General features: G+C 62.2%; 24 protein-coding genes. 4 read left to right on the top strand and 20 right to left on the bottom strand.

Features of this window, described 5'->3' with window-relative positions; translation table 11 throughout:
* Positions 1–65: 65 nt before the first annotated feature.
* Positions 66–776, bottom strand: coding sequence for a TetR/AcrR family transcriptional regulator (locus BXE_RS34005; RefSeq protein WP_011492658.1), 711 nt, complete (start codon positions 774–776; stop codon positions 66–68).
* Positions 777–956: 180 nt separating this feature from the next.
* On the opposite strand from BXE_RS34005, the gene BXE_RS34000 reads away from it, so the two are divergent.
* Positions 957–1439 carry an SET domain-containing protein gene (locus BXE_RS34000; protein WP_011492657.1) on the top strand — a complete coding sequence of 161 codons (483 nt, stop codon included), beginning with the start codon at positions 957–959 and terminating at the stop codon, positions 1437–1439.
* Between the two features lie 132 nt (positions 1440–1571).
* On the opposite strand, the gene BXE_RS33995 is transcribed toward BXE_RS34000, so the two are convergent.
* Positions 1572–2996, bottom strand: coding sequence for a dihydrolipoyl dehydrogenase family protein (locus BXE_RS33995; RefSeq protein ID WP_011492656.1), 1425 nt, complete (start codon positions 2994–2996; stop codon positions 1572–1574).
* 386 nt (positions 2997–3382) lie between these two features.
* Between BXE_RS33995 and BXE_RS33990 the strand changes: the two genes are divergently transcribed.
* Complete coding sequence (locus BXE_RS33990) at positions 3383–4321, top strand: helix-turn-helix domain-containing protein (protein WP_011492655.1); 939 nt, start codon at positions 3383–3385, stop codon at positions 4319–4321.
* A 30-nt stretch (positions 4322–4351) separates the two neighbouring features.
* Here BXE_RS33990 and BXE_RS33985 read toward each other — a convergent pair whose 3' ends face one another.
* From BXE_RS33985 to pcaD, 12 genes are all read right to left on the bottom strand, one after another.
* Positions 4352–4849 (bottom strand): DoxX family protein, encoded by a 498-nt coding sequence (locus BXE_RS33985; RefSeq protein WP_011492654.1) that lies wholly within the window; start codon positions 4847–4849, stop codon positions 4352–4354.
* Complete coding sequence (locus BXE_RS33980; protein ID WP_148223036.1) at positions 4846–5760, bottom strand: HvfC/BufC N-terminal domain-containing protein; 915 nt, start codon at positions 5758–5760, stop codon at positions 4846–4848. Before BXE_RS33980 ends, BXE_RS33985 begins: the two co-directional genes overlap by 4 nt.
* The gene (locus BXE_RS33975) at positions 5732–6520 is read right to left on the bottom strand and encodes a hypothetical protein (protein WP_237712044.1); all 789 of its coding nucleotides are present in this window, start codon (positions 6518–6520) and stop codon (positions 5732–5734) included. Before BXE_RS33975 ends, BXE_RS33980 begins: the two co-directional genes overlap by 29 nt.
* A gap of 185 nt (positions 6521–6705) precedes the next feature.
* The gene (locus BXE_RS33970) at positions 6706–7647 is read right to left on the bottom strand and encodes an MNIO family bufferin maturase (RefSeq protein ID WP_011492651.1); all 942 of its coding nucleotides are present in this window, start codon (positions 7645–7647) and stop codon (positions 6706–6708) included.
* Positions 7648–7712: 65 nt separating this feature from the next.
* Entirely contained in the window at positions 7713–8045 is a 333-nt protein-coding gene (locus BXE_RS33965) for a BufA1 family periplasmic bufferin-type metallophore (protein WP_011492650.1), read from the bottom strand.
* Positions 8046–8301: 256 nt separating this feature from the next.
* Positions 8302–9183 carry an amidohydrolase family protein gene (locus BXE_RS33960; protein ID WP_233519002.1) on the bottom strand — a complete coding sequence of 294 codons (882 nt, stop codon included), beginning with the start codon at positions 9181–9183 and terminating at the stop codon, positions 8302–8304.
* Positions 9184–9328: 145 nt separating this feature from the next.
* Complete coding sequence (locus BXE_RS33955) at positions 9329–10558, bottom strand: sugar ABC transporter substrate-binding protein (protein ID WP_011492648.1); 1230 nt, start codon at positions 10556–10558, stop codon at positions 9329–9331.
* Between the two features lie 34 nt (positions 10559–10592).
* Complete coding sequence (locus BXE_RS33950) at positions 10593–11636, bottom strand: ABC transporter permease (protein ID WP_011492647.1); 1044 nt, start codon at positions 11634–11636, stop codon at positions 10593–10595.
* A complete protein-coding gene (locus BXE_RS33945) occupies positions 11633–12643 on the bottom strand; it encodes an ABC transporter permease (protein WP_011492646.1) in 1011 nt (336 codons plus the stop codon). The genes BXE_RS33950 and BXE_RS33945 overlap by 4 nt, the downstream gene beginning before the upstream one ends.
* Positions 12640–14184 carry a sugar ABC transporter ATP-binding protein gene (locus tag BXE_RS33940; protein WP_011492645.1) on the bottom strand — a complete coding sequence of 515 codons (1545 nt, stop codon included), beginning with the start codon at positions 14182–14184 and terminating at the stop codon, positions 12640–12642. The genes BXE_RS33945 and BXE_RS33940 overlap by 4 nt, the downstream gene beginning before the upstream one ends.
* Positions 14177–14935, bottom strand: a complete 759-nt coding sequence (locus BXE_RS33935) for an SDR family NAD(P)-dependent oxidoreductase (RefSeq protein WP_011492644.1) — start codon at positions 14933–14935, stop codon at positions 14177–14179. The genes BXE_RS33940 and BXE_RS33935 overlap by 8 nt, the downstream gene beginning before the upstream one ends.
* Positions 14936–14957: 22 nt before the next feature.
* Complete coding sequence (gene pcaD, locus BXE_RS33930; RefSeq protein WP_011492643.1) at positions 14958–15755, bottom strand: 3-oxoadipate enol-lactonase; 798 nt, start codon at positions 15753–15755, stop codon at positions 14958–14960.
* Positions 15756–15995: 240 nt separating this feature from the next.
* Here pcaD and BXE_RS33925 point away from each other — a divergent pair, with 240 nt between their 5' ends.
* Both BXE_RS33925 and BXE_RS33920 read left to right on the top strand, forming a co-directional pair.
* A complete protein-coding gene (locus tag BXE_RS33925; RefSeq protein ID WP_011492642.1) occupies positions 15996–16688 on the top strand; it encodes a GntR family transcriptional regulator in 693 nt (230 codons plus the stop codon).
* A complete protein-coding gene (locus BXE_RS33920; protein WP_007178122.1) occupies positions 16685–17374 on the top strand; it encodes an MBL fold metallo-hydrolase in 690 nt (229 codons plus the stop codon). The genes BXE_RS33925 and BXE_RS33920 overlap by 4 nt, the downstream gene beginning before the upstream one ends.
* A 111-nt stretch (positions 17375–17485) precedes the next feature.
* On the opposite strand, the gene BXE_RS33915 is transcribed toward BXE_RS33920, so the two are convergent.
* The 6 genes from BXE_RS33915 to BXE_RS33890 form a co-directional block, all read right to left on the bottom strand.
* Positions 17486–18502: an alpha/beta fold hydrolase gene (locus tag BXE_RS33915; RefSeq protein WP_011492641.1), complete on the bottom strand. Its 1017-nt coding sequence runs from the start codon at positions 18500–18502 to the stop codon at positions 17486–17488.
* Between the two features lie 13 nt (positions 18503–18515).
* Positions 18516–20219: an amino acid ABC transporter permease/ATP-binding protein gene (locus tag BXE_RS47955; protein ID WP_011492640.1), complete on the bottom strand. Its 1704-nt coding sequence runs from the start codon at positions 20217–20219 to the stop codon at positions 18516–18518.
* A gap of 59 nt (positions 20220–20278) precedes the next feature.
* The gene (locus BXE_RS33905; protein WP_011492639.1) at positions 20279–21136 is read right to left on the bottom strand and encodes an ABC transporter substrate-binding protein; all 858 of its coding nucleotides are present in this window, start codon (positions 21134–21136) and stop codon (positions 20279–20281) included.
* 73 nt (positions 21137–21209) lie between these two features.
* A complete protein-coding gene (locus BXE_RS33900; protein WP_011492638.1) occupies positions 21210–22112 on the bottom strand; it encodes a polysaccharide deacetylase family protein in 903 nt (300 codons plus the stop codon).
* Positions 22113–22251: 139 nt separating this feature from the next.
* Complete coding sequence (locus tag BXE_RS33895) at positions 22252–24627, bottom strand: acetamidase/formamidase family protein (protein WP_011492637.1); 2376 nt, start codon at positions 24625–24627, stop codon at positions 22252–22254.
* Between the two features lie 188 nt (positions 24628–24815).
* A complete protein-coding gene (locus tag BXE_RS33890; RefSeq protein ID WP_007178116.1) occupies positions 24816–25847 on the bottom strand; it encodes an acetamidase/formamidase family protein in 1032 nt (343 codons plus the stop codon).
* Between the last annotated feature and the right edge of the window lie 21 nt (positions 25848–25868).

Below are 25868 nucleotides of genomic sequence, written 5' to 3'. Positions count from 1 at the left end.
CGAGCCGATTCTTGAGGTGTATCGTCGCCTTACCGATATGCGCGCCTTCGAGCGGGTTTCCACCGCTACCGCGAGGGCGTGGCGGGAATGATCTCGACGTGCTCGATCGCGGCATCCACGAGTTCTTCCGCGCTTCGTATGCCTTCGGCTGATGCGGCCAGGCCATTCAGGCGTCCGTCGATCATCAGCAACGCAAGCCCATGAACATAGGCCCAGCCCGCAGTCATGGCGATGGCCTGGGCGGCGCTGATCTGGCCGAACGCGGAGCCGTCGTGCCCCGCGGGTTCGGACGGCACGTCGAACACGCCGGCGAGGGCGCGCGCTGATACTTGCCGCGCCTGCACGAGGGACGGGCGCGTGTGGTCGAGCATTTCATTGCGCGACATCAGGTAAAACAGGTCCGGGTTGGCGACCGCGAAGCTCACATAGCCGCGGGCGATGGCCTTGCGCCGCGCCTGACCAGGCTCCGTACCCTCGGCCCTCTGCGCCATAGCGGCCGCCAGCCGGCGATGCCCGCTCGCGGCAAGTTCGCTCAGAACGCCGGCGGTGTCGCCGAAATGGTGCTGGGGCGCGGTATGCGACACGCCGGCCTCACGCGCAATAGCCCGCAACGTCAGGCCGCGAATGCCGTCGCGCCGCAGCACCAGTTCCGCGGCTTCAAGTAGCGCATGGGGCAGGGCGCCGTGATGATAAGGTTTGTCGCGTGCGGTGCGGTCGGCTTGGGTAGTGGCTTTTTGCGGCGCGGGCATTTTTCGGCGTGACGATGCTTCTTTCATGAAGGCGGATTGCAATCCGTATTTTTACGGTGAAAAGATATCTTGGCCGAGCGGCGCGGTGAAGTCAAAATTTTTTCCAATGGTGACGTGAAGGACATCACGTAGGTCGCACGACACGCGGCAGTAGATGCAGAAATTTGCCGCTTCTATACTGGAGCGGATATCAGTCAGGGAGTCGGCATGCGGCGCGTAATCGTTCGGCGTTCTTCAGTTCATGGCAAAGGCGTGTTCGCAATGCGTCCGCTCGCTGCGGGCGAGCGTGTGCTCGAGTACAAGGGCGAGATCACGGCGTGGCGCGATGCCGTTCGCCGGCACCGGCGTGAGGGCGTCGAAGGGCACACGTTCCTTTTCGGCCTCTCGGACGGACGCGTGATCGATGGCGGCCGGGGCGGCAACAGCGCGCGCTGGCTTAACCACGCATGCGCGCCTAACTGCGAAACCATCGAAGACGGCAACCGCATTTTCATTCACACACTCCGGCCGGTCCACGCGGGAGAAGAACTGTTCATTGAATATCTGCTGGCCATTGACGACCCTTCGGATGAAGAGGTTCGCGCCCAGTATGTGTGCAGATGCGCCGCAGCGGGCTGCCGTCAGTCGATGCTGGCGGACAGAGACAGCGATCAGACAGAAGCGCGCTCTCGTCTACGACGTTCTCGCTGATCTCCCGGAGTTGTGATGCCTGACTGCCCCATTCGTCTGTGTTCAAGGAGTAGCGACAGTTGCCGAAGGGCCGATCCGGGTTGGCACGACTTACGTCGGTGCCGGCACGATTCCGTTTCTTCTTGCGCTCGTTCAGATCGCGACGTGCATCATCCACCCGCCCGCCGCCATTGCCGCCTGACGGAGTGCCTCGGACCAGACCGGGTAGGGATGACAGATTCGCGCAAAGTCTTCGCAGATCATGGAGGCTTCCATCGCAATGGCTACTTGTGAAATCAGATCGGCTGCTCCCGGCCCTATGAGGTGAGCTCCCGCGATCAGATTCGTATCAGCGTCGACCAACAGTTTCACAAACCCCTCGGAGGTGCCGCAGATTGCGGCGCGTGGATTGGCCGCGAGCGGATAGTAGCCGACTCTATACGCTGCGCCGGTTCCCCGGAGTTCGTCCTCGGTCCTCCCAATCATGGCCACTTCCGGGCTGGTATGGAGAACATAGGGAATTGACGGATAGCTGACGAATCCGGGCAGGCCGGCGATCCGCTCGGCGCACGCTATCGCTTCTTCTTCGGCTTTGGACATCAGCATCGGACCAGGGCCTGCATCGCCGATCACCCATATTCCGGAGCCATTCGTCATGGATGTCACGGGTGTCGCCGGTCCCTGCTGAGACAATGTGCTCTTGTAGCCGGTTTGCATGCCGACGCTCGCGAGGTTCATCCCGGCAGTCGATGGCCGGCGGCCGATAGCGACGAGAACCCTGTCTGCGTCGATGTGGGTGATCTTACCGGATGCCGCGGCGCGGAGTTGGACAGAGACACTGTCGGAGTGCTTATCGAGTCCGACAACGTCGCTCGACACCCTGATGTCAATGCCTCGTTGCCTGAGCGATCGCTCCAGGGTCGCTGTCACATCGCGGTCGAGCCAATGGCAGATGCGATCGCAGCGCTCGATCAGCGTGATGCGCGAGCCAAGGCGCTGCCAGATCGAGCCCAACTCCACACCCACGGCGCCGGCGCCGATAATCGCCAGATGTCGCGGTACCTTGCCGAGTGACAACGCGTCAGCCGAATCGAGAATCCGCATGTGATCGAAAGCGGCGAACGGAAGCGGGATTGGCACGGAGCCCGTGGCAATTACAAGGGCTGTTCCGGACAGGGTTTGCTGCACCCCACCGGTTTTCCTGACGATGACCTGTCCCGCCGCGGCCAGCAGCGCGTCGCCATGAATGAGTGTCACGCCTTGCTTGCGTAGCAGTTTGTGAATACTGTTCGACATCTTTTCAACGGTCGATGCTTTATAGGCCATCATCTGCGTGAGGTCGAGCGTTGGTGCGCAGCCGATTCCCAAAGCAGCGTTTTTCCCCTTGTTCGCCAGGTCGTATATTTCAGAAGTATGAAGCAGCAATCGGGACGGAATGCAGCCGGTCCGCATACCGGTTCCACCGATATTCGACGCCCGTTCGACACACGCCACGGAAAGTCCGAGCTGGCTTGCCCGAATGGCGGTGTTGTAACCCCCCGCGCCGCACCCAATGACGACGACGTCGTAATGGTTCATCAGTCTTGTGCCCAGAGCGCCCACCAGGGAGGGGTAATGAACGGGATTGGCATCTGCTATCGCGGCGGTTCAGATCTGGCCGGATATCGAGAGGATGAGTCGAGCGTATCAGAGCAAACGAAAGCCGAATTGAACACTCGTGCGCGCCTTGGTCGATACTTGATGAGCAGAACTGGATTTCTATCTGTCTATCTATCGCGGGATCGTGCCTGGCTTTATGGTTGTGCGGAGTGGTTCGCTGCTATCTCGACCGGAATATTTTCGTGATAGCATTTCCGTTCGAGCTTGCCACTTCAATCGCAAAGAACCGGCCTATGTTCCGGGTGGAGAGCGGTGGTCAACGCTGACCCGGGCTTTCCCGCAGCGGGCAGATCTTGCACTGTGACATGTCAACGATTCAGCAAACCACCGATAAGCCTGTCACCATCGATGAGATCGTGCATGTCTTGTCGCATCGTCCCACGGCAACGACGCGTGAGCGCGAGTGGTCAGGCGTCACCGTGGACATGTACGCTCCGCTCCCCAACGTATCCGAGAGGTATCCTGCCCTCGATCACCACGTGATCTGTTATTGCCCCTACGGCAGCGCGCGTCTCGTTCAGGGTCGAGAGGGGACTGTCCACGAAAGTCTCATTTCCGCAGGCGTTTCGATGCTCATGCCGGCGGGCTACGACTCGCTTTGGGAGGGCAGCGCCTCCGCCACGGCGAGGTTGCGGATTCCGGCGGCGCTTATCGAATCCGCCGGCGAGCAGATTGGGCGTCACGCCACCTCGCGTGTCGAGATCCGGAATGTGTTCGAGACGCGAGATCCTGTGATCGAACACATTGCGCAGATCCTCATCGGGGAACTCGATCGCAAGCCTCACGCGGCGCAGACGCTCATTGTCGATCACGTGTCGTTCGCGCTCGCAGCGCATCTGCTTCGAAGCTACAACGTGTATGAGCCTGTTTTGCCGCCGGCGCTTCCGGCGCTGAGCAAAGTCGAACTGGCTCGCCTTACCAGATATATTGAAGACAATCTGGACAGTCCGATAGGACTCGTCGAACTCGCCGGCATTGTGAATGTGAGCCATTTTCACTTTACCCGTCTGTTCAAGCGAAGCACGGGTATGACGGCGATCAGCTTTGTCGAGCAATGCCGGATTCGTCGCGCTCAATCGCTAATCATGGAAACGGCAATTCCACTTGCAGAAATTGCACTCGTGACGGGTTTTGCGGATCAGAGTCACTTTACCAGGCGTTTTCACCGGCATGTTGGTTGCACGCCTGCTGCCTTCGCGCGCGAGCATGGTCGGCGGCGTGCGACGAAAGGCACGGGAAAGTGACGCATTAACGCTTGAGTCGGAACCGTATCTTCAGATTCGCGGATATGACCAGCGGCTTATCAGGCGATCCAGCGACAGTGGTCCAGGACCGAGCGCCATGATTCCCACGGCGAGCGACGCCCAATAGAGGTGGAAGTTCGCCCAGCCGTCAGGGAACACCAACTGGATCACCGCCGTCATTACGAGCAGGGCGAGAGCCGCAAACCGGGTTGCGAGTCCTGCCACGAGCAGAATGGGGAGTGTTATTTCCGCTACGGCGACGATAAATGCCACCGCGTCAGGCGCCGGAAAATTGTAGGCTGCGCCGAAGAGGTGAAGTTTGAATTGATTCTCGAACAGGAACAGCGTTGCCGGCGAAATGGACAGCAGGCCGTCCCACCGGGTAAGACCGGAACGGAAGAAAGGAAGCGCTAGAGCAATCCTCAGTATGGGCGGAGCGATAAGCTGACCGATTGCCTGGACTTGTTCCAGGGCCGCGCGAATCAGCGGTTCGAAGCGGCCTTTCGTGCGTGCGCCAGGCTGGTTCATGCGTACCTCGCAATCGGTTTGGAATCGAAACCTTCTCTCATGTTCCACCCGACGATCGCATTGATCGCGAATAGATCTCGAAGTGCGCCGGCCAGGTCGAAATCGGAATCGTCGCGAAGAGCAAGCGTTGTCGCATCGGCAACCGGCGCGCCGGCCGCGAGGGCCAGGATGAAACTCGCTGCGCCAGCAGGCACGCGGCGAACCTCGACCTCGGCAAGGGGACGTACGACAAGCGCGTTGTCGCCGCCGCTACAGATGTCCATCGCGGTGGGTACGCCGCCGTCGATGTTCATCAGCCATATCTGCACGATGGGAAAAGACGACCGCACCACGCGCAGCGAAGGATGCAACGTCAAACCAACCTGCGCAAGGCGCCGGGAATCGATCGTTGCGAACACAGCGGGGTGGGTTGGGGGCGCTTCTGCTGCGTGATACGCCTCTACCCACGCGCGCTCGAGTCGGGCCACATCGGGTAGATACGGCACACTCTTCGCCGCTTCGAACGTTCCGACGAAGTCCGGGAACGTTTCACCATAGTCGAGCATGATGGGTGACTTCGGCGGTTCGAGTGCGACATAGACGCGTGCCATCGCCGCGAAGAATTCATCGCCTACGATGCGGCACACAGCGGGAAAAGCCGCCTTCAACGCCTCGACAAGGCCAGCTACGACATTGTTCCGATAGACATTGAAGCGTTTTTCGGCTGGCTCCTGATCGGGGCCAATCAGGCCGACGGGGACCGGCATATCGGGCTCCAATAGCGCTGCAGCGAAGTTCCTCTGACGTTCGCACAGGCAATCAGGGTTCAAGCCGGTGCTGCCGGCGCTGCCGCGCGGCTGTGTGGCTGATGCTTGAGTTGGTTCCTGGTGTGCCATCGCGCGCTCACGACCGCAGCGGGCGTTGAACGACATTCGTCCACAGCTCGCGAAGACTGTCCACACCGCCGGCGGTTGAACTCCAGAGCGTGGTATCGCTAACCAGCAGGCTGCCGGCGAAAGTGTCCGGACGAGATTGCAGGAGGGCATCGAACGTCGCGCGGTCGAGCGTAAAGGGATGCGGCGCAGCGGTGAGATCGACTCGCTGACGGGCCAGGACATCGAGTTTGTGAACGGCATCGCCGAGACGTTCGAGTTGCGGCAGATGCGGGTGTCGATTGAAAGTGCTGACTTTATCAAGCAAGCCTAATCGATCGAGCGAGGGTGCGGCTTCTATGGGCGCGGGCGATCCGTCTGCTTCGGCCGCGGGCCGGAGTCCAAAGCGGTTTTCCACCGGTACGCCGAGCCCGGCGAGAAGCGAACGTGCGAAGCCACCGAAGCGTTGCCGCGGCGGAATCGTCGTGTCGCCGTGATGCTGGAACTCCACAATCTGACGCGGCAATTGCTCGCTTTCCGGGAGATCCGATACGTCGCCAATGTCGTGATGCGGACAGATGAAGGCGAGATGGTCGGGCTGCTCCAGGAATGTCTTGAGCGCTTCGATTTCCTCGCTTTCCGCATCCTGAGCCGTTCTAAGCGAGTCGAAGCTGATGACGATCAGTGTGTCGACGTCGCGGAGAAGGTGCGCGTCAAGTGGCGTGAGCAACCCGTCGTCCGCGACACGCTCGATCTCCATTACGCTCTGGCCAGTCAGCGTTGCCGCAAGATCGACGAAGGCGGTGAAGTTGCGCTTCATGATATGGTCGAGAAAACCGGTGATGCTCTGATCAAATTGACGCGAGTCCGAGAGTTCATGGAATCTCGGGAAAGCCATCCTGCGGCTTTCGAAGAGTGCCGGAAATCGGTCTTCTATTACATGAAGCGGCGCACTGTTTTCGCCAGGCCTGCTCCACGTGTAATAGACAAGGACTTGTCGCTTGATCATAGTGTCTGTGCCTCTTTAAGCCGGCGCCGCGTCATGTCGAACTGCGACCGAATCGTTACATGGTCGACACTTGCAGGTTGCGTGGCGGCCTGAACGACGGCGTCCGCCCGCCCGGCTTCCGCTTTGAGCGTTGGCCAGTCGGGTATGTTCGCGTCCCACTCGATCAACGTGGGAATTGGACCGGTTCCGCGGATCGCTCGGGCATAAAGGTCCCATACGACGTCTGCGACGTGACGGTCGTGACTGTCGATCAGCAGCGGGCGAGCTTTTTCGTCTGTCTCCTCTGCGTGACCGGCCAGATGGATCTCCTGCACGGCCGCGAGCGGGTACTCGTCGATATAAGCAAAAGGGTCCCACTGCTGGTTGATCGACGCAACGTACACGTTGTTGACGTCGAGCAGGAGACCGCAGCCGGTGCGCCGCACGACGGCGGCAATGAAGTCGATCTCCGGATAGGTGCTTTCCTCGAAGGCCAGGTAGGTAGAGGGGTTTTCCAGCAACATTTGCCGGCCGAGAACCTCCTGTACCTGATCGATGTGGTCCACGATACGCGTCAGGCTCTCCGCTGTGTATGGAACCGGCAACAGGTCGTTGAGAAAACCGCAGTCGTGGCTGGACCAGGCAAGGTGCTCGGAAAACAGCGCTGGCGAATAGCGTGCGATGAGTTCTTTTAGCCGTTGGAGGTGATCCCGGTCGAGAGGACGATCCGCGCCAATCGACAGGCCGACACCATGAAGCGATAGAGGGTAGGACTCGCGTATCGCCGACAGAAAGCGGTGTGGCGGGCCGCCCGCGCCCATGTAGTTTTCCGCATGAACCTCGAAGAAACCGATGTCCGGCTGCGATTCGAGAATCGTGCGGTAATGTTCGGCCTTAAGCCCAACCCCGGCGCGATAAGACGGGCTCCGTTGGGCATCCGGGGGGAGTGACTCTGACATAGCCAACCGTGATTGCGATTAGAACTACGAGGCCGGGCTTGACGGTGCCCGGCCGCTGATCGATCTCAGGCCTTGGGCGACAGGCTGCCGGATCCGTTCGGCGTGGAGATGGTGGTGCACGTTCCTTTGGGCACCAGCTTGAACGCGTTGCCCTGATAGTCGGTGCTGCTCGTTCCGGCGCAGGTTGTACCCGCACCCGCGTAGCAATCATTCTGCCCCTTCAGAGCCGTGCCGAAACAGGGCTCGACCTTGCCGGATTTGACGAGGGCTGTATGCTCGGCCTGAATCTTCTTCTGTGCCGCGGTGAATTCCTCGGCACTCGCGGGCGTGGCCGTCATCGCGGCAAGAGCCGCGGCGAATGCACCGGCGACGAAAGTGGTGGTTTTGTAGTCGGCCATACAATTTCTCCAACGTTAAGAGAGAGCAGCGCTCTGAATACCTGGCGATCAGGCTGGTACTCATGCCCAGCCCCGCCCTGGCAAGCTCGCGATGGTGAGTCGCAGCACAGCCAGCATACGGAATTGGAGTCGGCGGAAGATTGCATGGTCTTGTGCCATTTGGTATGGGATTGCTTCGGTCTTTGCTTTTAGTTCTCGCGTAGAAAGGCTGCTCACGGCAGTCGGGACAAACGCTCCGTGTGCGGTGCAGGAACGTCTAGCCAACGTACGGTTCAAATCCGTAAAGCCGCTCCGGGTTGTCGACCAGGATGGCTTGCTGGAGTGCCTCGTCTTCGACCCATGCGCCGAACTGATCGACGAGGTCGGTATCGTCGGGCATAGGCACCGCGATCGACGGATGAGGCCAATCCGTGCCCCATAAAAGCTGCCTCGGGTTCGCGTCGATCAACGCGTCGATGAAAGGCCGCGTATCGTCGTAGGGCGTGTTCGCCAAACCCGTGCTGCGGTAGAGCCCGGACAGCTTGACCCACGCGAGTCCTTCACGCACCAGCGCGAGCAGATTCTGGAAACCTGCATTGCGTGTGCCCTTATGCGCCGGCACGTGACCGAGATGATCGAACACCACCGGCACGCGCAGACGCTGCACGAGTCGGGGCAGATCGTCGATCGTGGATACGTCCGCAAGAAACTGCAAGTGCCAGTCCAGATCGCGGATGCGCCGCGCGAGCACATCTGCGGTTTCCACGGCGAGCCCGGCGCCGAACAGCAGATTCAGGCGCACGCCGCGCGCGCCGAGACGATGGTATTCGCCGAGTTCGGCGTCGCTGACGGTCGGCTCGACGACCAGCACGGCGCGCATCTCCAGCCGGCTGTCGGAGACGGCTTGCAGGCTGCGCCGGTTATCCATCCCGTACGGACTCGGCTGGATGATCACCGAGCGGCAAATGCCGAATGTCTGGGCAAGCCGCTCGTAATCGGCCAGCGTCGCATCAGGCGGTGTGTAGCTGCGGCCTGGCGCGTACGGCCATTCTTCGGCCGGTCCGAATACATGAAAATGGCAGTCGACAGTGCCGCGCGGCAACTTGCGCTTCGGCGCGCGCGAGAGGGGACGTGCGGGTGCGCACACGGGGATGGTCAAGATTAAAACCTCCATTCGGCCGGATAAAAAAGCCGGCATCGACCGGCGCCTCCTGACGCCGGTCCGGCAACCGGTCTCCGGTCCGGCCGAACCGGAGAGCAGATGCGTTTGCGCGGCGCCTGCTGAACCTGACAGGCCCGTTGGCTTACGGATGGACCGTCGCGGAGACCTTCGTCAGTTTGAACAGGTCGGCCGGAGCCTGGCAATGCTGACAGTTCACACCCGGCACATCCGGTGCCTGCCTGACGACGTTCGCGGGCAGCGGCTGGATCGTTGCGCCCGGAGTCGGAGTGCCATGCAGCGCCGAATTGAGCGAAAGCTCCGGCGTCAACACGGGATCGAACACTTCGGTATTGAACGAGTCGGGCACCTTGGTGGACGGGAACGCGTTGCACCCGTTGACGAACGTGTCGCCGGTGCACACCTTGACCTTGTCGGCCGGCACCCACGGCAGCGGGTATTCGATGTTATGCACCGCCACTTTGCGCTTGCCGGTCAGCTCTTCCATCATCAGCTTGAACGCGTAGCCAGACACGTTGATCGGGTCGCCCGACGAAATGCCGTCGAGACCGCGTTTTCTCAGATCGGCATTGGCGAGCGCGAGACGGAATCCGTTGGTGTTTTCGCCCGTCACCGGAACGAGTTTCTTCTGGCCGCTCGCGAGCATCGCGGCGACGATACCGTCCTCTCCGTTCTCGCCGAAAATCGCGTCGACGTCAGGGTGCGCGGCGAGCGCCTTGGCCGTTTCCTGCTGCGTGGTCTGGCTGTTCCACATGCCATAGTATTCGGCGACGATCTTGATCCCCGGGTACTTTCTGAACACGCTCATCGCGCCGTCGTAGTTCATCTTGTCGACGGAATTGCCTGCCACGCCGCGATCGATGAATACATTGCCCTTGCCGTTCAGCTTGTTCACGAGCCATTGCGCGGTGTTCGGCGCGAAGCCCGCCGTGATGTAGCTGACCGTGCGCGCACACGGCTCGGTTACCGTCGCGCTATACGTGTAGACCAGCACATGCTTTTCGCACGCTTCGTGGATAGCACGGTTCAGGCCGGTCGACGAGATCGGAAACGTGATGATGGCATCCGCGCCCGCCGACACCATGCTCTGGTACGCAGCGGCCTGCGCCTGCACGTCGGTGCCGGAGATGACGGTCTTCAGATCGACGAGCTTGTCGTACGGCGGCGTTGCCGCGAGCGCCTTGATCAGGTTCGACGTTTCGGTTTGATAGCCGTTGCCGCTGTAACTCATGCTCAGATAGATCTTGTACTTCTTGGGCGGCGTCTGGGCCTGGCTCTGCACGGCGGAGCCGGCCAGCATGGCAACGGTGGCGAGTGCAAATGCACAGGTCTTGAGGGATGTTCGAAACTTCATGTTTCCTCCGTATGTCGTCCGGGTGGTCCGGTCTCTAAGGTTGTTTTCTGCTGCTGGAACGACTGCGCCTGATGAGCAGCGCGAGGTCGTCGCGCAACAGCACCAGAGCCACAAAAATCACGGCGCCATAGATGATCGTGCGCCAGCCTTCCGCGATGCCGAGCGAAGACACGATGGTCGACAGCGTGGTCAGCAGGATCGCGCCGGCCGCGGCGCCGAGATAGATGCCGCGCCCGCCGACAATCGAGGTGCCGCCGATCACGACCGCCGCCACCGAAGGCAACAGATAGCTTTGGCCGAGCGTGAGCGTGACGCCGCGCACATAGCCGAGCATCAGGATGCCGGCGAGCCCCGCGCTCGCGCCGCTGATCGCGTAGGTCGCGATGGTGAGCCGATGCACCGGCAGTCCGGCGACATAGGCGGCGGTCGGATTGGTGCCGAGCGCGTAGAGCTTGCGGCCGAAACTCGTGCGCATCTGCAGGAAGCAGCCAACCGCGATCGCGGCCACCATCAGATACAGGATCGGCACGCCGGCCGCGGTACTCGCGAATAGCGCGGACAGCGCGGCGGAAGGCTGGCCGGTCGGCGTGCCTTGGGTGAAGCCGAGCGTGACGCCGTACAGGATCACGCCCATTGCCAGCGTCATGATGAACGGCGGAATTTTCACGAGGCTCACGCCAATGCCGCTGCATGCGCCGAGCGCGGCGGTGATCGCGAGGATCGCCGGCACACCCCACACGACGTTCGAGTCCGGGCCGCCGATCCACTTGAACGCGAGTACACCGCCGAGCGTCATCATCGAGGCGACGCTCAAGTCGAGGCCGCCGAGCAGAATCACCATCTGCTGGCCGAATGCGACCACCATCAGGAAGCTGGAGATCACGAGGATCGCCTTCATCTGCGCGAGGCTGCCGAAGTTGGGGCCGAGTACGCGTGAGGCGGCGATCAGCGCGACTGAAATGGCGAACAGCGCGATTGCGGTGCGTACGTCGCGGTCGAGCCGGGCAAACAGGCCCGATGCGGTGTCGCCGCTGCGCGTATCGGCGGGGCGGCCGCCGGTCAAGGGAGCTTGGGTCATGCGTGGACCTCCCCACGAGTGCTGACGCGAGCGAAGAACACCGCGACGACAACCGCCGCGATCATCACAACGCCCTGGAAAATCCCGGTGTAGAACGACGACACGCCGGTCGAAAACAGCACCTTCTGCAACAGCGTGAGCGTCAGCGCGCCGAGCATGGATCCGGCGACGCCGCCACGGCCGCCCGCGAACGAGGTGCCGCCGAGCGCGATCGCCGCGAACACCAGCAACAGGTACGGTTCGCCCGCGTTCGGCGTGCCGGTCGAAGTCAGTGCGGTCAGCATGAAGCCGGCGAGGCCGTAGCAAACGCCCGCCAGGATGTAGGCGATCAGCTTGACGCGCCTGACGGGCACGCCGGCGAGTACGGCGGCGGTTTCATCGGCACCGGTCGCATAGAGGCCGACGCCCCAGTCCGTGCGCCTCAATGCACGCCAGAGCAGATAGACGCAGACGGCGACCACGAGCGCGACTGGAACGATCTTGCCGAGGCGATCGGTCATCGTGTAGGTCATGAAGTCGGAGACGTTGCCGCCGGGCGCGTCGAGAATGAGCAGTGTGACGCCCGAGCAGACGATCATCGTCGCGAGCGTGAGCGCGATCGACTGCAGGTTCCAGTACGCAACCAGATAGCCATTGATGGCGCCGACCAGCGCCCCGGCGGCGACGGCGATCGCCGCACCCTCCAGGGCGCCCAGCGGACCGTCGCCACCGTGTACCGCGACCAGCACGTTGGTCAGCGACACCACGCCGGCGACCGAGAGGTCGAAGCCGCGCGTCAGCACGACGAGCGTGCCGCCGGCCGCCGCAAGCGCGAGCGGCAGGCTGTTGTTGAGAATGTCGGTGAGAACGCTCGCGCTCAGTGCATCGGATTGCGTCGCGGCGAAGATCACCGTGAGCACCGCGAGAATAGCGACGATGATCGTGGTGCCGTCGCCGAGCATGCGCCGATACCACGCGTCGGGCCGCAACGGAGCGTTCAAGCTGGAAGTTGAAGCGAAGGTGTTCATGAATCTGAGACTCCATGTCCTGCCGCGAGGGCGACGAGGCGCGGTTCGGAGAGGTCCGGACCGGACGCCTCGCCTGCGACGGTTCCGTGGTAGATGACCACGCATCGGTCCACCAGGTGGATCAGTTCGGCGAGTTCGGTGGAATACACCAGGGCCGAACCGCCTTGCGCGACGAAGTCGCGGATCACGTCGTAGATCACGGCCTTGGTGCCGACGTCGACGCCGCGCGTGGGATCGAATAGCACTAGGTGGCGTGCGCCCGACATCAGCACGCGGCCAATCAGCGCCTTTTGCTGGTTGCCGCCGGAGAGCGCGCCGATCTTCAGCTTCAGGTAGCGGCTCGCGAGGTCGACACGCCCGGCCTGCTGCTCGACAGCGGCTTTTTCGCGCGCTCCGTTGACGACACCGAAGCGGCCGAGCCGGCCGAGTATCGGCAGCGTCATGTTGCTGTCGGTGCGCAGGCCGAGGAACACGCCTTCGGTCTTGCGCTCCTCGGGGACGAAGCCGATGCCGGCTCGCGCCGCTTCAGCCGGACTCGAGAGATTCACGGTCTTGCCGTCGATGCGGATCTGCCCGCCGCGAACGGGCGTGAGACCCGCGAGCATACGGAACAGATCCCGCTGCCCCTGACCCTCCAGACCCGCAACCCCGACGATCTCACCCTTACCGACACTCAGCGTGATATCGGCCACCGTGCCGCCGGACAGGTTGGTCACGCCGAACGCTTCCGGGCGCGTTTGCTTCGCTGTACTGCGGGTTGCCTGGGTGTCGCGTGCGGCGGAGCCGACCATCATCTTGAAGATGCCCGCATCCGCAATGCCGGCGAGCGACACCGTCCCGATGCTTTCGCCGTTGCGCAGCACCGTGCCGCGGCGGCATAGCCGGCGCACTTCGGAAAGGCGGTGCGAGATATACAGCACACCGGTACCTGCCGCCGTGATGCGTTCGAGTATGTCGAACAGCCAGGTCGGGTCGGACAGCGCCGCGGTCGGTTCGTCGAGTACGAGCAGGCGCGGCTGCCGGGCGACGGCGCGCATGATTTCGATGCGCTGCTTTTCGGCGAGGGACAGCGAGCGTACATAGACGCCCGGATGAATGTGGCCGAGGCCGTATTCCGACAGCATGGCGGCGGCGCGTGCCTCGCTCTGCGCGACCGATACGAGACCGGCCTTGCCCTTTGCCTGGCGCGGCAGCATCAGGTTTTCCGCGACGCTCAGGTTGGGCAGCAGGCTCAGTTCCTGGAACGCAGTGGAGACGCCGGCGGCGCGTGCGGCCATCGGGTCGGCCGGCGCATAGTCGCGGCCGTCCAGCGTGAGCGTGCCGGTGTCCGGTATGACGATGCCGGAGAGCACCTTGACGATGGTCGATTTGCCGGCTCCGTTCTCGCCGAGCAGTGCGTGAATTTCGCCCGGCTCGATGTCGAACGAGACGCGGCGCACCGCGACCGTTGCGCCATATGACTTGGCGATGCCCTGGATGTCGAGAATCTTCGGTGCGCCCGCACCCGACGCCGCCGCAGACGTGGCGAGTGCGTCAGCCATTGTAGACACCGCCGTCGATGCCGAACGACTGCGCCGTCACGTACGCCGATTCGTCGGAGGCGAGGTAGACGAAGAGCGGCGCGATTTCCGTGGCGCTCGCCTGCCGGCCGAGCGGCACGAGCGACGCGATCTTCTTTTGCTGGGCGTCGGCGCCGCCCATGAAGTCGATTGCCGGCTGGTTGAACGCGGTATCGACCCAGCCTGGGCAGATCGCGTTCACGCGGATATTGTCGGGCGCGAGTTCGAGCGCGAGCGCGGTGGTGAACGCGATCACCGCGCCTTTCGACGCCGAATAAGCGACCAGACCCGGCCCGCCGCGCTTACCCGCCAGCGACGACATGTTGATGATCGAGCCCTTGCCCGAGCGCTGCAGATGCGGGATGGCGTGCTTGGCGCCGAAGAAATGGGCGCGCGCGTTGACCGCGAAGAGCGCATCCCAGTTGGCCTGTTCGAATCCGGCGATCGCGCCCGAGCGCTGCAAACCGGCGTTCTGTGCCAGCGCGTCGAGGCCGCCGAGCCATTCGACGCCGCGCGCGATCAGATTGGCGACGCTAGCCTCGCTGGTCACGTCGACCTGGACGAAGTGGGCGGCCGCGCCGAGTTCCGCGGCGACGGCGCGGCCAGCCTCTTCGGCAATATCGCCGATGACCACTCGCGCGCCTTCCGCGATGAAGCCGCGCGCCGCTTCCTTGCCGATGTTGCCGATTGCGCCCGTGATGATGATGCGTTTTCCGGAGAGACGACCTGCCATGAGGAACTCCTGAAGAAAGAGGTTACTGGTCGCTAGAGTGCGCGAGCAGAAAGCGTTCGAGCGCCGGATTGCACAGTTCCGGCCGCTCCATAGTGGGCATGTGCGCCGCTTCGGGCACCGTCAGCAAGGTGGCGGCGGGGATCGAATCGGCGATGTGTTCGAGGATGGGAAGCGGCGTCGAGGTATCGGCCTCGCCCGCGATGACCAGCGTGGGGACGCCGATGCGGCCGAGCACCGGCGCGAGTTCCATGTCGCGGATCGCGGCGGCGCTGCCCGCGTAGCCGTCGAGCGACGTGCCGAGCACCATGCGGCGCATCTGCTCCATCAGTTCCGGCTGCTCGCGCTTGAACGCGGGTGTGACCCAGCGGTCGACCGTCGCTTCGACGAGCGGCGCGATGCCGCGCGCGCGGGCTTCGTGTACGCGGGCGTCCCACGACGCTTTCGGCGCATTGCTGGTGGTCGCGCATAGCGTGAGGCTCGCAAGCCGCTCGCCGTGCCAGGCGCCGAGCTGCTGCCCGATCATGCCGCCCAGAGACAGGCCGACGTAATGCGCGCTGGCAATGCCGAGGCTATCCATGAGCGCGATGACGTCGTCTGCCAGCAGCGCGAGCGAGTAATCGCCAGGCGTGGCGCTGGTGCCGCCGTGGCCGCGGATGTCATAGCAGAGCACGGAGAAGGAGCGCGACAGCATATCGAGCTGTGGCGCCCACATCGACAGATCGGCGGCGAGCCCGTGGCTGAGGATGACCGTCGGCGCGCCGGCCTTGCCGGTCAACCGGTAGTGGGTCTGAATGCCGTTGAGGTCGGCCCGTCGATTCATGTCTCCGCATCCTTCTTGTGCCGTTCTGCAAGCCGCTTTTCTCGCGATCCAGAACCAATGGAAACGGAGTGTCGAATTTGGCGACAATTTTGTCAATTAAATTGGCGTAAAGGTAAACGCCAATACTGTAGCCATTCTGGCTCGGTAGAATGGCCCCCTATAAGCGGGCGTCCGCCCAATTTCCCGGCGTGTCCGGCAAGTGGACCGGCGCGCCCGGCGCAACTTTTTCAGGGAGCAGGTTTGGTCACGAAAACCGACGCACAGGCGGCGCAACTGATCGAAAGCATCAAGTCGGACATCATCATCGGCCGTCTGCGGCCGCATCAGCGACTCGTCGAAGAGGAGATCAGCGCCCAGTTCGGTGTGTCCCGGCATGTGTCGCGGGCGGCACTGGTGCATCTCGACCGGATGGGACTCGTCACCCGGCGGCCAAATCGTGGCGTGATAGTGCGCGACTTCTCGCTGCAGCAGGTCGAGCAGATTTACGAAGTCAGGATGATCCTGCAGCGCGAGGCCGCGAGCCGCGTGCCGATGCCGGCGAGACCCGAGGCGCTGGCGCAGATCGAGGCGATTCACGAAGAGTATTGCCGTGAACTCGACGCGGGCAATCTGTTGCAGGTCAACGTGCTGAACGACGCCTTTCACCGGCGCATCTGGGCAACCTGTCCGAATCAGTATCTGGCCGAGACGATCGAAAAACTTTGGGTCGAAACAACCGGCATCCGCTGGTATGGCGTGGGCGATCCGCATCTGCTGGCTCATTCGCGCGAGCATCACGCCACCATGATCGAGCAGTTGAGAAGCGGCGACCGCGCGGGATTCGTCGCGCTCGCCGTCGACCATATCTTGCCGCCGCTGGACGCGTTCCGGCGTGCCCACCGCGTCAGCACTACGTACGGTGCGGCGGCGCTACAGGAACGCGAGACCTCATGAAGCCAACCTACGAGATCCTGGTTCAAGGCAACAACCTGCGGCTCAAGCACGATTTTCTCGGCATCGCCAACGTCACGCTGATTCGCGGGCGGGACGGCTTGATGCTGTTCGACACTGGCGGCTATATCTCGCGGCTCGGTTTGCTGAAGGCGCTGCGCGATCGCGGCATTGCGCCCGCCGATATCAAAACCGTCTTCCTGTCGCATCTGCACTTCGACCATGCTCATAACGTCGATCTGTTCGCGCATGCGCGCTTCGTGGTGAGCGAGCGCGAGTGGGAATATTCGGCGCATCCGCATCCGGACGATCTGCTGATGCCGTGGGGTATCCGCGAGCAACTGTCGAAATCGAAAGTCGAATTTCTGAGCGGCGAGGGGCAGCTCGATCATGGCATTCATTTCTTCCCCGCTCCCGGTCATACGCCCGGCTGCTATGGACTCGAACTGGAAACCGAAGACCGTGGCCGCGTCATCATCGCGGGCGACGCGATCAAGTATGCGAAGGAAGCGATCCTGAAACGCTGCGACATGGCGTTCGACGAAGTGGACGTCGGCACGCGTACCATTCAGCGCATTCTCGACCGGGCCGATCGGATCGTGCCTGGCCATTTCCCGGAATTGATCCGCCAGCCGGACGGCAATTTCATCTGGGAAGAATCGGCGCCGTTCGAATTGCTGGTCCGCTAGCGCCTTTTGCTGCGCGGCAAAGGTCATTCACAAGTCGCGCTTCGCACACTCGGGCCAAACCACGCGAAAGCAATCTGGCGCGAGCGGGACCGGGCGCAAGCAAACCGGACACTACCCAGCCAGAATTTCCCTCACTGCACTGTCGATGAATCTGATGTCGACAGCATTGGCCGCGGGGCCGCCTGCAAAATGCCCCCAGACTGACTCGATAGGCCGCAACTGTGCGTTGGGCATTTTCGAAACCTCGTACTCGCTATCTTCCGGCGGAAAATACAGATCCGTGCGTCCGGGCATCACAATGGCCTTTGCAGTGATACTGCCCAACGCCCGATCGAAGTCTCCCTGATACAGAGGATTGGCGGAAATATCGCCGTATTGCCAACTCCACATCATCGACAGAATATTGTTCGCGTCCTTCTTCAGGAAATCGCCCTCCCAGAACTGGGTGATGAAGTCTTCAAGCGAGCCATATCCCATCGCTTCCATGTCGAGCCGCTGACGCAGGAACGCCTGCGAAAATCCCCAGCCGGCAAACACCCGTGCCGCCGCGCGCATTCCGCGCGTGGGCGGTGCGTCGTAGAAACCGTCCTTGAATTCCGGGTCCAGCAGCAGTGGTGCCTTGAGGCCTTCAATGAACACAAAATTGTGCCGCGAGCAGCGCGCGGCTCCGCAGAAGGGCAGAATGCGCTCGACCATCTGCGGATACATCGCGGCCCAATGGAACGCCTGCATCGCGCCCATCGACCAGCCGGTGACGAGCCTGAGCGATTCGATGCCGAACTTCTCCGTCACCAGGCGATGCTGCATTGCGACGTTGTCGTAGAGCGTGACGTGCGGAAAGCGGCCACGATCGTAAGGCGGCGGGTTGTTGCTCGGCGAACTCGATACGCCATTGCCGAACATGTTCGGCACAATGATGAAGTACTCACGCGGATCGAGCCCCATGTGCTCGCCGATCAGCCACTCGTTGTCGGCATGGCTGCCGCTATAAAACGTCGGATAGACAATCGCATTGTCGCGCGCTGCATTCAGCCGGCCATAGGTCTTGTAGCTGAGCAGCATGTCAGGCATCGTCGCGCCGGACTGCAACGCCACGCGGCCAAGGTTGAAAGTTTCGAAGTCCGTCATGTGAGCCTCATATTTAATTGGCGACGACGTTAAGGAATTTTCGGGTGCGCTCGTGAGTCGGGTTGTCGATGACCTGCTGCGGTGTCCCTTGCTCGATGACCTCGCCGCCATCCATGAAAACGACGCGGTCGGCGACATCGCGGGCAAAGCGGATTTCGTGCGTGACCACGATCATCGTCATGCCGGCATCGGCGAGCCCGCGCATCACGCCAAGCACTTCGCCGACAAGTTCCGGATCGAGCGCGGAGGTCGGTTCGTCGAAGAGCATCAACTTGGGCTTGATTGCGAGCGCACGCGCAATCGCCACCCGCTGCTGCTGTCCGCCCGATAACCGGTGCGGCAGAAAATCCGCATGCGCGGCAAGGCCCACGCTCTTCAACAGCTCGCGGCCGAGCGCTTCTGCTTCGGCGCGCGGCACGTCGTAGACCTGCCGCTGTGCTTCGACGATATTGTCCAGCGCACTCAAATGACTGAACAGGTTGAAATGCTGGAACACCATGCCCACGCGCGCTTCGGCGCGTGCGCGCGCGAGGTTGTGCAGAGGCCGCACCGTGCCGCCGCCGCCCGGTACTTCCCGATAACCCACATACTGTGAATCGACCTTGATCGTTCCCCAGTCGAGCGGTTCGAGATGGTTGATGAGCTTGAGCAGTGTGCTTTTGCCGGAGCCGCTCGGACCGAGGATCACGACCACTTCGCCGTGCGCGATCGACAGGTCGACGCCGCGCAGGATCTCGCGCTTGCCATACGATTTCCAGACGTTCCTGCACGCGACGAACGGTTCATCGCGATGCCGCGGCGTGCGGCTTTCTGCGGGCAGCAGCGTACCGATCCACGCGTGATCGTTCGTCTCCGGTTCCTGGATAGTGGCCGGCAAAACGACCCGTGCATCGAGCGGTTTTGCATCGGGCGTCGAAGCGCGCAGTCCGAACCACGAGAACGTGAGTTTCCGGTCGCGCTCGTGATCGAACATGCGTTCGAGCCATACCTGAAGCAACGAGATTCCGCTCGTCAGGAACAGATAGATCACCGCCGCCGCGCCGAACACGGTGAAGAACTTGAAGTTCTGGCCGACGACCTGTTGCGAGCGAAACGTGAGCTCGTTGACGAAGATCACCGAGGCGATCGACGTGAGCTTCAACATGCCGATGGTGTCGTTGGCGAGACCGGGGATCACCGCGCGCATGGATTGCGGCAGGATAATGCGGCGTAACGTCAGCAACGGTCCCATGCCGAGTGCGGCGGCCGCGATGGATTGCGAGCGGTTCACCGAGAGGATTCCGGCACGAAACAGTTCGGCGCTGAACGCCGCCTCGTTCAATGCAAAGCCGATAACCGCGGTCGTGACTTCATCGAAGCGCAAACCGATCAGCGGCAGCGCGTCGAAGATGAACACGAGTTGCAGCAGTTGCGGTGTGCCGCGCACGAACCAGATATAACCCCACGCCGCCGAGTTCAAGGTCCTGAATCGCGATAGCCGCATCAGCGCAAGCCCGAGCCCGAGCACCAGCCCGATCGACATTGCGATCAGCGTGATCTTCACCGCGATCCACGCGCCGCCGAGCAGGAACGGCGAGCCGACATAGCCCACGAGTTCCCTGAAACCGTCGAGCACCTGAACGCCATCCAGACCGGCGGCCATTGCCGGCTGAAAGACGAACATGGCGACCATGCCGAGCGCGCCGACGACGTTGTGTTTGATACGCAATGCCTTCATTTCAGAACCTGATTCATGACGCTGCCGGCACACGACACAGTGTGCCGCGCAGGCAGCCTTTATTGAGTAAGCAGTGTGGCCGGCATTTCCAGCGACGGATCCACGCCGTACTGCTGAAAGGTTTTCTTCTGCGTCTGATTGGCCTGCATGATCCTGAGTCCATCGGACACGGCGGCGATCATGTCGGCGTTGCCTTTCTTCACGCCCACGCCGATCTTCATGCCGCTCGTCACCATGAAGCCGCGGGTGTAGAGCTGCGGGTTCTGTTTCGCGAGACCGTCGACGAGCGCCAGGTCGTACATCATCACGTCGGCGCGATGACTGGCGACGAGGCGCGCGCCCGACGCGATATCGGCGGACGTCATGATGGTCACATCGGGTTTGCCTTCGGCTTTGCATTTGGTGGCTTGCGCTTGCGCCATTGTCAGCTCGACGGTGCCGATGCCTGCCGTGACCGTGAGGCCGCAGAGCTTCGAGATGTCATCGATCTTCTTGGGATTGCCGGCCGCCACCAGACCGCCGGTGCCGGCCTGCATATACGTGACGAAGGTCGTTTCCTTCGCGCGTTCCGGTGTGTAGTACAGCAGGTCCCACATCACGTCGATCTGTCCGGCGCGCAGCGCGGGCAGCAGCCCCGGCCAGCCAGCGGTGAAGAACTCCGTTTTCACGCCGGCGCAGTCGAACACGGCGCGAGCCATGTCGGCATCGGCGCCGATGATCTTGTTGAAATCCTTGCTGTCACGAAATGCATACGGCGGCGACTCGGGGTCCACGCCGATCTTGATGGTCTTGCCCGCAAGCGACGGATATTTCTGGGCCACTTTGGATGGTTCGCACGATTGCGCCGACGCGCCTTGTGCGAGGAGAAGGCCGGTAACGGCGCATAACAGCAGCTTGATTGCCTTTGACATGAACATGGCGAATCCCTATTGAGGTTGAAAACGGAATACGAGCGATAGAGGCGGTATTGCGAAATGAGAATGAAGTGAACTAATGGCCTAGAAAATCCATGTGGCTTGCAATAGAACCCGGCGTAGTGATGCAGATCCGGCCTTCGTCGCGCGCGCGGGCAATGTGTTCGAGTGCCCGCCGCAAGTGACACAAACGATGCGGCTGTCCCATCAGGTACGCATGCAATGCAATGCCCATCACCAGCGGTTCCCGCGCGGATTGCCGCAGCATTTCCTCGAAGTGGTCGATCACCAGATCGGCGAATGACTTGGCGTCCATCTGGCGCGCAAGGATCATCGGGATATCGTTGACTTCTTCCTGATACGGAATCGACCACAGCGGCTGACCGTTGCGCGTCAGCAGACGCGTGGGCTGATCGTCGTGACACCAGTTGAGCGTGTACTGGTAACCCGCTTCGGCCACCAGATCGCTGGTGACGTGACTCTCCGAGAGCCACGGCGATAACCAGCCCGCCGGCTGCTGCGCGCTCTCCGCGGCGATCCGCTCGCGACACGCCACGATCAGCGCACGTTCGTCGTCTTCGGTCAGCGTTCCTTGTCGTTCCGAATTCGTATGGCCGTGCGCGACGAGTTCATCGCCACGCTGCGCGAACGCGGCGACCAGATCGGGGCAATGATCGTAGAGCGCCGTATTGATGATGGCTGCGACCGGCAGCGCGAGGTCATCGAAGAGATCCAGACAGCGCCATGCGCCCACCCGCAATGCGTATTCGCGCCACGCGTGATTCAGCACATCGGGCTGCGGCATCACCGGACCGATAGTCGGCCCCAGTCCCTCGCCGAACGCAAAGTGCTCGATGTTGAAGCCGATATAGACCGCCAGCCGCGATCCGTCAGGCCAGCGGTAAAGCGGGCGGCCGTTGATCGGCGAATATTGAAAGCGCCCGTGGCCGGGCAGCGCGCGATGTGCGGGAGAATGCATGGTCCAGTGAGTCCTGTTGAACGGCGCGTACGCCTGTGTTCACGTCAGAACTCATGGTAGGGAAGCCAAAATCGCCGCATCGGGCTTGCTGCGAACAAACTCTTGTACGCACGCGCATTGAAGGCCAATACTCCTTATTTCACGCGGTGAAGAGCGACTTCCTGATGATCGCGTGCACGCCCCAGTTGCCGTCCACCACCTGTGTCACGCCGAAGTCGACTGCGACCGAGATCAGCGAGATCGCCTCGTCTTCGGAAAGGCCCTTGGTCGTCATCAGGAAGCGCCGCGTTTTGATGAACGCGTCGCGCATCGCGAGATCGAGAGTGGATTTTTCGTACACGGCGCTTTGCGCACTGGTGCCGAACTCGGCCAGATAGTTCGGATAGCTGAAGCCGTGAAGAACCCATTCCTCGGCGGTTTCGACCAGCGGATAGGTGAGGTCCGAAAATACCTGCGTGCCGAGCGTCTCTTTCTTGTGAAGCACCAGCTGGAAGTCGCCGGTGAGCGAGCACTCGATCGCGGTACCGCACAGTTCCGAGTCCCCTTGCGACGCATGCGGGTCGCCCACGGAGAGCAGTGCGCCGGGCACTCCGACTGGCAAGAACACGCTCGCTCCGCGCGTGACGCGCCAGTTGTCGAGATTTCCGCCGAACGTGGACGGCGGAATCGAATCGATCAGACCGTCCTGCTGCGGCGCGACGGTGATCACGCCGAAGTGCGGACGCACCGGAATCTGGACATTCTTCAGGATGTCGTGATTCTCGACTACCGTCGAATGATCGACTGGCACGCCGGGATAGTCGATCGTCGGATGCATGACGCCAAAGGGATCGCGCTGAGGTGTCCAGCGGAAGTTATAGACGGCGCGCGCGCAGGCGGTTTCGCCCGCCGTAGCGTCGGCGTCGAGTTCATAGATGGTGACGACCTCGCGCGGTTTCGGCTCGGTCAACAACTCGCGATAGTGGAAGCCCCACCAGGCAGCGGCATTGCTGCCGAACGCACGGCCGGCGAATTTCGGATTGGCGCAGCGGCGCGGGTGAATGTCGAGGATTCGCACCTCCAGCACGTCGCCGGGCTCCGCGCCGCGCACGGCAATCGGCCCGGTGCAGATATGCACGCCGAAGCCTTCTCCCGCGCCACGTCCGTAAATGGACGCGTCCATCGGGCCCGCGCCGCGGCGGTTGACGTTCTTGCGCGCGGCGGTCCAGTGGAACACGCTTTCGGCGCCGGGATCGCCCTGCACCATGCGCTCCCAGTCGTCCGACGCGTGTTGCGTGAGGGTTTCGATCGTCACCGTGTCGCCGCTGTTCAGTTCGAGCACGGGCTTCAGATCGTGACTGAAGTAACCCCAGTGAATCGTGTTGGCCGTCGCGCGCAACAGGTGGTGGCGCGGCTTGCCGGACTCGCGGGGCGGTGGCGGGGAAGGCGCCTCAGGTGGTTCTGCTGTGTCGGTCTCGTCCGCAATTTCATGAGCGGCTGCCTGCCCGGCGAGTTGTGCATGCACGAGCAGACTGCCGGCATTGACAGGCAGTCCGCGCGAGATTCGCCGCACCAGATGGCGCGCCAGTTCAAGGCTCGCTTCATGCCGGAAAGTGCGCGGCGACGCGCCATATTGCTCGCGAAATGCCCGGCTGAAATACGCGGGATCGTTGAAGCCCCAGCGGAAGCAGACATCCGCAATCGACAGCTTTTCATACAGGGGATTGACCAGATCCGCGCGGCAGCGCTCCAGTCTGCGTGAGCGCAAATAGGTCGAGAAATTCTGTCCGACCGCTTCGAACAGTTTCTGCATATAACGCGGCGAGACACGCTCGTCTTTGGCTATCGATGTCAGTCCGAGATCGGGGTCAGCGAGATTGCCTTCGATGGTTCGACATACGCGCGAAAAAAGCGCGGCCTGAGATGGCGTGAGCCCGCTGAAGCTGCCTTCCTTGTCGTGACCGACGAGGCTGGCGACCAGGAACTCCGCGAGCGCGAGTTCGAGGGGACGCAGATCGTCGAGTGACAACGTCTCCACGCTTTCGGCAATCGAGCGCAGAAAACCGGAGAACACGTGACCGATGCCGGCGTCTCCGGGCAAACGTCCGGCGCGCAGTGAGAACGGCGTAAGAAGGCGCGCGTTGATGGCGGCGCGGGGCACGCGGATCACGAACGCGCGGAAGTCGGAGGCGAACGACAGAAGCGCTTCCTCGCGCGAGGACGCATAAACAATGTCACCGGTCGCAACCCGCGTGCGTACACCGTCGGCGACGAGCGTCACGCCGCCGTCGAGATGCAGCATTATCACGAGGCTATCGGCACCGTCGACCTTGAGCTCGATGGTTTGCGCGAACGCGGCCAGCGAGATCAACTCGAAGCCGTTGCTCGACTTGCGCGATTTGATGGTTCCATGCGAGTGGCGCGCGGCCGTCTGAGGCGTGCCGCAACGCAGGCCAAGCCGGTCGAGCGCCTCGTTCCATGCGCGCAGGCGATCTACTTCGGCGTACGACTCGGTGGTGAAACGCAGTAAGTCCAACCGTGGCTCCCGGACCCTGACGAACGTCAGTCGACTGATTGAAAGGCAATGTCCGTGCCATCGGTAACAACACCGTTAGCGCTACCACGCCGCGCTAGGGCGGTGCGCTATCACGGTGCGTTTCCGCACAGTTGTGGCGCAGCGCCGCAGCAGTGCGGTTACGCGCTGCCGTAGCGCGCATGCACGGCTCACGCACGAGGCTTTTTCTTCGGAGGAAAGATGCTGCGGGGGATCTTGCAGTGAATGCCCTGGCGGCCGTCGACCACCTGGGTGACGGAGAAATCCGCGGCGACGCTCATTAGCGAATAGGCGTCGTCGCGCGAGAGGCCTTGCTGCCCGGTAAGCAGCAGCAACATGTCGCGTGAAGCGTTTTTGGTCGCGACGTCGAGGTCTTCGTCGAAGCCGTGCACGATCCAGTAGTCCGGCGTTTCCAGTAGCGGCGAGGGAAATGTGAAGTCGCGCCGCAGCACGATCTGGAACATCACGTTGAGCGACGCTTCGATCGCGGTGCCGCTGATTTCGCCGTCGCCTTGCGATACGTGCGGGTCGCCGATCGAGAACAAGCCGCCGTCCACGGCGACCGGGTAGTACATGGTGGAACCCGCGCCGATGCGCCAGTTATCGATATTGCCACCGTGCGCGCCCGGCGGCACGGTGCTCACGCGGCCCGCCACATCAGGCGCGACGCCTGCCGTGCCCAGATGAGGGCGCACCGGTACGCGAATGCCTTCGAGCGCGAGTTCGCGGCAGCAGTCGCGGATCTCCGAGCGCTTGCCCGGCACGAGATATTTGCCGGGATAGTCATACGCATACAGCGCGTGAGCCGTGTTCGATGCCTGATCGAGTTCGTAGATAGTGACGCGTTCCTTCTCGAAGTCGGTGAACAGATGACCCCAGTGTGCCGCGAGATTCGAGCCGTAGTTGAAGCGGGGAATCATTTGCAGATAGCGCACTTCGAGCAGATCGCCGGGCTTCGCGTCTTTCACGAAGATCGGCCCGGTCATCAGATGCACGCCGGGTTGGCGATCGGCTTCGGGAATCGTGTCGTAGAGCGCGCGCACCCTGTCGTCCATCATGAGCTCGGGGGCGTCGCCTGCATGATGCGTGACCGCTTCCGCGCGAACGAAGTCGCCGCTCTCCACGATCAGTGCGGGCGCTAGCGCCGCGTCAAAATATCCCCAGTGAACATTTTTCTCGATGGCCGGCAGTTCGTGCAGCATGCTTTCTAAGCTCCGTAAGAG

The organism is Paraburkholderia xenovorans LB400, assembly GCF_000013645.1.
GTDB lineage: Bacteria > Pseudomonadota > Gammaproteobacteria > Burkholderiales > Burkholderiaceae > Paraburkholderia > Paraburkholderia xenovorans.
The sequence above is the reverse complement of the archived record's forward strand: the minus strand, read 5'-3'. Positions and strand labels throughout refer to the sequence as shown.